Origin of the sequence: Burkholderia anthinoferrum, assembly GCF_002925705.1 — a bacterium.
GTDB classification, from domain to species: Bacteria; Pseudomonadota; Gammaproteobacteria; order Burkholderiales; family Burkholderiaceae; genus Burkholderia; species Burkholderia semiarida.
Genome location: NZ_LFZP01000027.1, coordinates 123,734 through 131,016 on the forward strand (window position 1 = coordinate 123,734; position 7,283 = coordinate 131,016).

General features: G+C 65.6%; 5 protein-coding genes and 6 tRNA genes. 10 read left to right on the forward strand and 1 reads right to left on the reverse strand.

Annotation, left to right across the window (positions count from 1 at the left end):
• The first annotated feature begins 1 nt into the window (after position 1).
• The 3 genes from C5F75_RS07705 to C5F75_RS07715 all read left to right on the forward strand — a co-directional run bounded on the left by C5F75_RS07705 (position 2) and on the right by C5F75_RS07715 (position 3,521).
• The gene (locus tag C5F75_RS07705; protein WP_059573665.1) at positions 2-1,099 is read left to right on the forward strand and encodes an ABC transporter permease; all 1,098 of its coding nucleotides are present in this window, start codon (positions 2-4) and stop codon (positions 1,097-1,099) included.
• Positions 1,096-2,718, forward strand: coding sequence for an ABC transporter ATP-binding protein (locus tag C5F75_RS07710; RefSeq protein WP_059573666.1), 1,623 nt, complete (start codon positions 1,096-1,098; stop codon positions 2,716-2,718). The genes C5F75_RS07705 and C5F75_RS07710 overlap by 4 nt, the downstream gene beginning before the upstream one ends.
• 128 nt (positions 2,719-2,846) lie before the next feature.
• Entirely contained in the window at positions 2,847-3,521 is a 675-nt protein-coding gene (locus C5F75_RS07715) for a C40 family peptidase (protein WP_059573667.1), read from the forward strand.
• A gap of 154 nt (positions 3,522-3,675) precedes the next feature.
• On the opposite strand, the gene C5F75_RS07720 is transcribed toward C5F75_RS07715, so the two are convergent.
• Entirely contained in the window at positions 3,676-4,593 is a 918-nt protein-coding gene (locus C5F75_RS07720) for a patatin-like phospholipase family protein (protein ID WP_059573727.1), read from the reverse strand.
• Positions 4,594-4,872: 279 nt separating this feature from the next.
• Here C5F75_RS07720 and gltX point away from each other — a divergent pair, with 279 nt between their 5' ends.
• The 7 genes from gltX to C5F75_RS07755 all read left to right on the forward strand — a co-directional run bounded on the left by gltX (position 4,873) and on the right by C5F75_RS07755 (position 7,281).
• A complete protein-coding gene (gltX, locus tag C5F75_RS07725; RefSeq protein ID WP_059573668.1) occupies positions 4,873-6,282 on the forward strand; it encodes a glutamate--tRNA ligase in 1,410 nt (469 codons plus the stop codon).
• A gap of 127 nt (positions 6,283-6,409) precedes the next feature.
• Positions 6,410-6,485, forward strand: a tRNA-Ala gene (locus C5F75_RS07730).
• Positions 6,486-6,622: 137 nt separating this feature from the next.
• Positions 6,623-6,698 (forward strand) — tRNA-Glu (locus C5F75_RS07735).
• Between the two features lie 73 nt (positions 6,699-6,771).
• Positions 6,772-6,848 (forward strand) — tRNA-Asp (locus C5F75_RS07740).
• A gap of 63 nt (positions 6,849-6,911) precedes the next feature.
• Positions 6,912-6,987, forward strand: a tRNA-Glu gene (locus tag C5F75_RS07745).
• A gap of 79 nt (positions 6,988-7,066) precedes the next feature.
• Positions 7,067-7,143 (forward strand) — tRNA-Asp (locus tag C5F75_RS07750).
• Between the two features lie 65 nt (positions 7,144-7,208).
• Positions 7,209-7,281: transfer RNA gene (locus tag C5F75_RS07755), tRNA-Glu, on the forward strand.
• Positions 7,282-7,283: the final 2 nt, after the last annotated feature.

The window sequence follows — 7,283 nt, forward strand, 5'->3', positions numbered from 1 at the left end:
GATGAACCGGGCCGTCGCATCCCCCCGCATCGATGCCGCGCGCGCGCGCGTGTCGCCGTCGCCCGCGCGCCGCGTGTGGCAGCGCTTCAGGCAGCAGCGCCTCGGCTACTGGAGCTTCGTGATCTTCGTCGTGGCCTTTGCCGCGAGCCTTGCGGCGCCGCTGTGGTCGAACGACAAGCCGCTCGTCGTGCGCTACGACGGCCAGACCTATTTCCCGATGTTCCATGCGTACCCGGAGACGACCTTCGGCGGCGATTTCCCGACGCCGGCCGACTATCTCGATCCGTACGTGCGCAAGCGGCTCGAGGCGCCCGGCAACTTCGTCGTCTATCCGCCGAACCGCTATTACTACGACACGCTGAACTACTTCTCGAACGTGCCGAATCCGGCGCCGCCGTCGCGCGAGAACTGGCTCGGCACCGATGCGCAGGGCCGCGACCTGCTCGCGCGGCTCGTGTACGGGTTCCGCGTGTCGGTCGAGTTCGGGTTGATCCTGACCGCGATCGGCACGCTGCTCGGGATCGCCGCGGGCGCGGTGCAGGGCTTCTTCGGCGGGCGCATCGACATCGTCGGGCAGCGGCTGATCGAGATCTGGAGCTCGCTGCCGGAGCTGTACCTGCTGATCATCTTCGCGTCGATCTTCGAGCCGAGCTTCCTGCTGCTGATCGTGCTGCTGTCGCTGTTCGGCTGGATCGGGCTCGCCGACTACGTGCGCGCGGAATTCCTGCGCAACCGCACGCAGGACTACGTGCGCGCGGCCCGCGCGATGGGGCTGACGAACTGGCAGATCATCTGGCGCCACGTGCTGCCGAACAGTCTGACGCCGGTGATCACGTTCCTGCCGTTCCGGATGAGCGGCTCGATCCTCGCGCTCACCAGCCTCGATTTCCTCGGCCTCGGCGTACCGCCGCCGACGCCGAGCCTGGGCGAGCTGCTCGCGCAGGGCAAGGGCAATCTCGATGCGTGGTGGATCTCGCTGTCGACGTTCGGCGTGCTGGTCGCGACGCTGCTGCTGCTGACCTTCATGGGCGATGCGCTGCGCAACGCGCTCGACACGCGGATCGCCGATTCGGTGCGCGCGGCGGGAGGGCAGCGATGAGCGAGTCGACCGTATCGACGCAACACGAGCCGCTGCTGTCGCTCGAGCGTCTGCACGTCCGTTTCGGCGACACGGTCGCGGTCGACGACGTGACGCTCGCGATCGGGCGCGGCGAGCGCGTCGCGCTCGTCGGCGAGTCGGGGTCCGGCAAGAGCGTGACCGCGCTGTCGATCCTGCGGTTGCTGCGCGACGCCGAGGTCACGGGCGCGATCCGCTTCGCGGGGCAGGATCTGGCGGCCAGGAGCGAGCGCGAGATGCGCGGGCTGCGCGGCTCGGACATCGCGATGATCTTCCAGGAGCCGATGACGGCGCTCAATCCGCTGTACACGATCGGCGTGCAGATCGGCGAGACGATCGTGCTGCACGACGGCGTATCGGCCGTGGAGGCGCGCAAGCGGGCGATCGCGCTGCTCGCGCGCACCGGCATCGCGGAGCCGGACAAGCGCGTCGACAGCTACCCGCACCAGTTGTCGGGCGGCCAGCGGCAGCGCGCGATGATCGCGATGGCGCTCGCGTGCCGGCCGCGCCTGCTGCTCGCCGACGAGCCGACCACCGCGCTCGACGTGACGATCCGCGCGCAGATCGTCGATCTGCTGCTGGAACTGCAGCGCGAGGAAGCGGAAAAGCGCGGGATGGCGATCCTGCTGATCACGCACGACCTGAATCTCGTGCGGCACTTCGCGCAGCGCGTCGCGGTGATGGAGCACGGCCGGCTGGTCGAGAGCGGGCCCGTCGAGCGGATCTTCGCGGCGCCCGAGCATCCGTATACGCAGCGGCTGCTGAACAGCCGGCCGCAGCGGGCGGTCACGCCGGTGATGCCGATCGCGCCCGTCGTGCTCGACGCGCGCCACGTGAGCGTGCAGTTCGCGCGCAAGCGGCCGGGCTTCGCGGGTTGGTTCGGCACGGTGCCGGTGACGGCCGTGGCCGACGTGTCGGTGTCGGTGCGGCAGGGCGAAACGCTCGGGATCGTCGGCGAATCGGGATCGGGGAAGTCGACGCTCGCGATGGCGCTGCTCGGGCTGCAGAAGACGGCCGGCGGCGAGATCGAATTCCAGGGACGCGCGCTGTCGACCTATCGCGGCCGCGAGCAGACCGCGCTGCGCTCGAACATGCAGGTGGTCTTTCAGGATCCGTTCAGTTCGCTTTCGCCGCGTCACACGATCGAGCGGATCGTCGGCGAGGGGCTCGAGCTGCACCGCCCGGACATGACGCCGGATGCGCGCCGCGCGAAATCGCTCGCGGTGCTGCGCGAAGTCGGCCTCGACCGCACGGTGCTGCACCGTTATCCGCACGAATTCTCGGGCGGCCAGCGCCAGCGGATCGCGATCGCGCGCGCGCTGGTGCTGGAGCCGCGCATCCTGATCCTCGACGAGCCGACCTCGGCGCTCGACGTGTCGATCCAGCAGCAGGTGCTGAAGCTGCTCGCGAATTTGCAACAGAAATACAACCTCGGCTACGTCTTCATCAGCCACGACCTGGAGGTGATCGGCGCGATGGCGCACCGCGTCGCGGTGATGCAGGACGGCGCCGTCGTCGAGTCGGGGGAGGTGGCCGACGTCTTCACGAGACCGTCACATCCTTACACACAAAAGCTGTTGAAAGCGGTCTGGAAAGCGTGATAGGCGTCCAATGGTCTGACCATCTCGATTGTATTTTTTAATTTGTTTTGACAAACGATTACGCGCTGGCTAGTATCGACCGAAATTTTCCGCCAATCAGCTGATTTTTAAGCACATTCCATCGACCAATGCAGCATCGATCCCTGACCCAGGCATGCGCGCGCACCATCGCCGGGCTATTCATCGGCGCCCTGTTCGCAGCAGCTCCCGGCGCGTTCGCCGACGAAGTCAGCAGTTTTAACCAGAATGTCACCAATTCGACTCAGATCGGGTCGAGTTCCTCCCTCCAGCAGACCAGCGCGCAGCCGTCCGGCGGCGGCGCGAAGTCGTTCCTTGCCGGCATGGCGGGCAAGGCAGGCGACGTGGTGGTCGGCGCGCTGAACATGATCGGCGTGCGGTATCGCTGGGGCGGCAACTCGCCGGATTCGGGCCTCGACTGCAGCGGTTTCGTGCGCTACGTGTTCCAGGACACGCTCGGCATGTCGCTGCCGCGTCGCGCGGAAGAAATGAGCCGTGTCGGCGAAAAGGTGAGCATGAGCAACCTGAAGCCGGGCGATCTCGTGTTCTTCAACACGATGCGCCGCACGTTCTCGCACGTCGGCATCTACATCGGCGACAACAAGTTCGTGCATTCGCCGTCGACGGGCAGCACCGTCCGCGTCGACGATCTCGACAGCGGCTACTGGGAAAAGCGTTTCACCGGCGCGCGCCGGATCGAATCGGAATTCCCGATGAAGCCCGAAGACCTGCGTCAGCGCGTGCGCGCGACGCTCGGCGACGATTCGGCGAACGGCGGCAACTGACGTTGGCCGGTCGGTCAGGCCGGACAATAAAAAACCCTGTCGCCGGGAGGCGGCAGGGTTTTTTGTTTTGAGGCCGGCACGGACGACGGACGAGGCGGAAATCGTTCCGTCGGCCACCGGCAGGCGCGCGTGCCGCGGCCTCCCGCCCGCCGTGTTATGCGGCGGCAGTCACGCCACGTGCCGCCGCGAGCTTGCGCTGCAGTTCCGGCATGATGCGCGCGACTGCTTCCTCGCCCGCGAGGATCGCCGCGTTGCGCTGGTTGAAGTCGCTGCCGCCCATCGCCGCGAGGTTCGGGCGAATCACGACGTCCGCGTACTTGTCGAGTTCGTAGGTCTTGATCGTCTGGCCCATGATCGTGAAGGTCTGCAGCAGCATCTCGATCGGGTTGTTGGTCGCCGCGCCGTCGGGCCGGGCCGAGATGTCGACCGCGATCACGAAGCTCGCGCCCATCTTGCGCGCGAACGATGCGGGCACCGGGCTCACGAGGCCGCCGTCCACATATTCGCGGCTGCCGATCCTCACCGGCTCGAACACCGACGGCACGCTGCACGACGCGCGCACCGCGAGCCCCGTGTTGCCTTGCTGGAACAGGATCGGCTGGCCGCTTTGCAGGTCCGTCGCGACGATGCCGAGCGGTTTCGCCATCTTCTCGATCGGCCGGTTGTTGAGCGTCTTGTTCAGGAAATTCTGCAGCGCCACGCCTTGCAGCAGGCCGCGCGAGCGGAACGGCAACGCCCAGTCGCTGATCGACGCCTGGTCCATGTCGAGGGCGATCTTGTTGATCTGCAGCGCGTTCATGCCCGACGCGTAGAGCGCGCCGACCACCGAGCCCGCGCTCGTTCCGGCGACGATCTCGATCGGGATGCCGCGCGCCTCGAGCGCCTTCAGCACGCCGATGTGCGAGAAGCCGCGCGCGGCGCCGCCGCCGAGCGCGATGCCGATCTTCACCGGCTTCTCCTGCGGCAATGCCGTGCCGGGGCGGGACTTGTCGCCGAAGGACGTACAGGCGGCGAGGCTGGCGGACGCGCACGCGATCGTGAAGCGGCGGCGCGACAGGCGAGGGGACGACATCGAATGGTTCTCCGGCGGCTTGGCGCGGCGGGTCATGCGGCCCGCGGCTGCGATGGTTTCCGAGGCCGCGCGGCGGGTTCCGTGCGGCCGGCGCCGCGCCGGCTGGCGGCCGCGGCGCGCACATCATAAAGCAAGCGGCGCGCTTGGCGCGATGTCCGGCGCGAGTATAATTCCGGCTTCTTTCCCGTTCCGGGCGTCGCCGGCTCCGTTGCTGTCCAGGCTGCCGCCACCGTCCCGCGTCGAATCATTCATGCGCCCCAGGCGTTCGAGTTACCGTTTATGACCCGTCCTGTCCGTACCCGCTTCGCGCCGAGTCCCACCGGCTTCATCCACCTCGGCAACATCCGCTCCGCACTCTATCCGTGGGCGTTCGCCCGCAAGATGAAAGGCACGTTCGTGCTGCGCATCGAGGATACCGACGTCGAGCGCTCGTCGCAGGAAGCGGTCGATGCGATCCTCGAAGGGATGCAATGGCTCGGGCTGGACTTTGACGAAGGTCCGATCTACCAGATGCAGCGGATGGACCGCTATCGCGAAGTGCTCGCGCAGATGCTCGAGAAGGGCCTCGCGTATCCGTGCTACATGTCGGCCGAGGAACTCGACGCGCTGCGCGAACGCCAGCGCGAGGCCGGCCTGAAGCCGCGCTACGACGGTACGTGGCGTCCGGAGCCCGGCAAGGTGCTGCCGGAGCCGCCGGCCGGCGTGAAGCCGGTGCTGCGCTTTCGCAATCCGCTGACGGGTACGGTCGTGTGGGACGACGCGGTGAAGGGGCGTGTCGAGATCTCGAACGAGGAACTCGACGACCTCGTGATCGCGCGCCCGGACGGCACGCCGATCTACAACTTCTGCGTGGTGGTGGACGACATGGACATGGGCATCACGCACGTGATCCGTGGCGACGACCACGTGAACAACACGCCGCGCCAGATCAACATCCTGAAGGCGCTCGGCGGCGAGCCGCCCGTCTATGCGCACCTGCCGACCGTGCTGAACGAGCAGGGCGAGAAGATGAGCAAGCGGCATGGCGCGATGAGCGTGATGGCGTACCGCGATGCGGGCTTCCTGCCTGAAGCCGTGGTCAACTATCTCGCGCGTCTCGGCTGGTCGCACGGCGATGCGGAAATCTTCTCGCGCGAGCAGTTCGTCGAATGGTTCGATCTCGAGCATCTCGGCAAGTCGCCCGCGCAGTACGACCACAGCAAGCTGAGCTGGCTGAACGCGCACTACATCAAGGAAGCGGACAACGCACGCCTTGCGGAACTCGCGAAGCCGTTCCTCGACGCGCTCGGCATCGACGACGCGGCGATCGCGACGGGCCCGGCGCTCGATGCGGTGGTCGGCCTGATGAAGGACCGTGCGACGACGGTCAAGGAGATCGCGGAAGGCGCGGCGATGTTCTATCGTGTGCCGGCGCCCGACGCGGACGCGCTCGCGCAGCACGTGACCGATGCGGTACGGCCGGCGCTGGCCGATCTCGTCGCCGCGCTGAAGGCGGCCGAGTGGACGAAGGAGGCGGTGTCCGCCGCGCTGAAGGCGACGCTCGCCGCGCACAAGCTGAAGATGCCGCAGCTCGCGATGCCGGTGCGTCTGCTGGTGGCGGGCACGACGCATACGCCGTCGATCGACGCGGTGCTCGTGCTGTTCGGGCGCGACGTCGTGGTGTCGCGCATCGAGGCCGCGCTGGCCTGAGTTCGTGCGTCATTGAAGCTGTCTGCGTGTGAGCGCGCGGCAGCTTCGCAAAAAATTTCGCACGAATCGCAAAAAGGGTATTTACAAGATCAAAGTAGGTCCATATAATCTCATTTCTGTTCTGCAAGGGGGTATAGCTCAGCTGGGAGAGCGCTTGCATGGCATGCAAGAGGTCAGCGGTTCGATCCCGCTTACCTCCACCATCAGAACAAACCGAATTGATTGGCGAAGCAGCGGTAGTAATAAATGCTTCACAAAATAATTCAAAGCAGTTAGAATTTCGGCCTTCGCTGTTGACTGAAAGTAAATAGCGAAAGTCAGACAAATCTGAAAAGATTTTGTCCCCTTCGTCTAGAGGCCTAGGACATCACCCTTTCACGGTGAGTACAGGGGTTCGAATCCCCTAGGGGACGCCAGATTTCGGCGTCGTTCGAACAAACGACGCGCCGGCAGGAGGTAACCGACGCCTGCCAGGCAAGCAGCAAGACTGGAGCGGTAGTTCAGTCGGTTAGAATACCGGCCTGTCACGCCGGGGGTCGCGGGTTCGAGTCCCGTCCGCTCCGCCAGAACGAAGCCCGTTCAAGACGTTTTTGAGCGGGCTTTTGTATTAAAGATGTAAGCAGTACGTTGTCCCCTTCGTCTAGAGGCCTAGGACATCACCCTTTCACGGTGAGTACAGGGGTTCGAATCCCCTAGGGGACGCCAGATTCAGCGGCGTTTCATGGAAGTGTCGCAGCGCCCGCAGGAACGTGACGAGATCCTGCAGGCGGTAGTGCAGAAAGCTGGAGCGGTAGTTCAGTTGGTTAGAATACCGGCCTGTCACGCCGGGGGTCGCGGGTTCGAGCCCCGTCCGCTCCGCCAGAACGAAGCCCGTTCAAAAGCGTTTTTTGAACGGGCTTTCTCGTTAAGGATGTAAGCAGTACGTTGTCCCCTTCGTCTAGAGGCCTAGGACATCACCCTTTCACGGTGAGTACAGGGGTTCGAATCCCCTAGGGGACGCC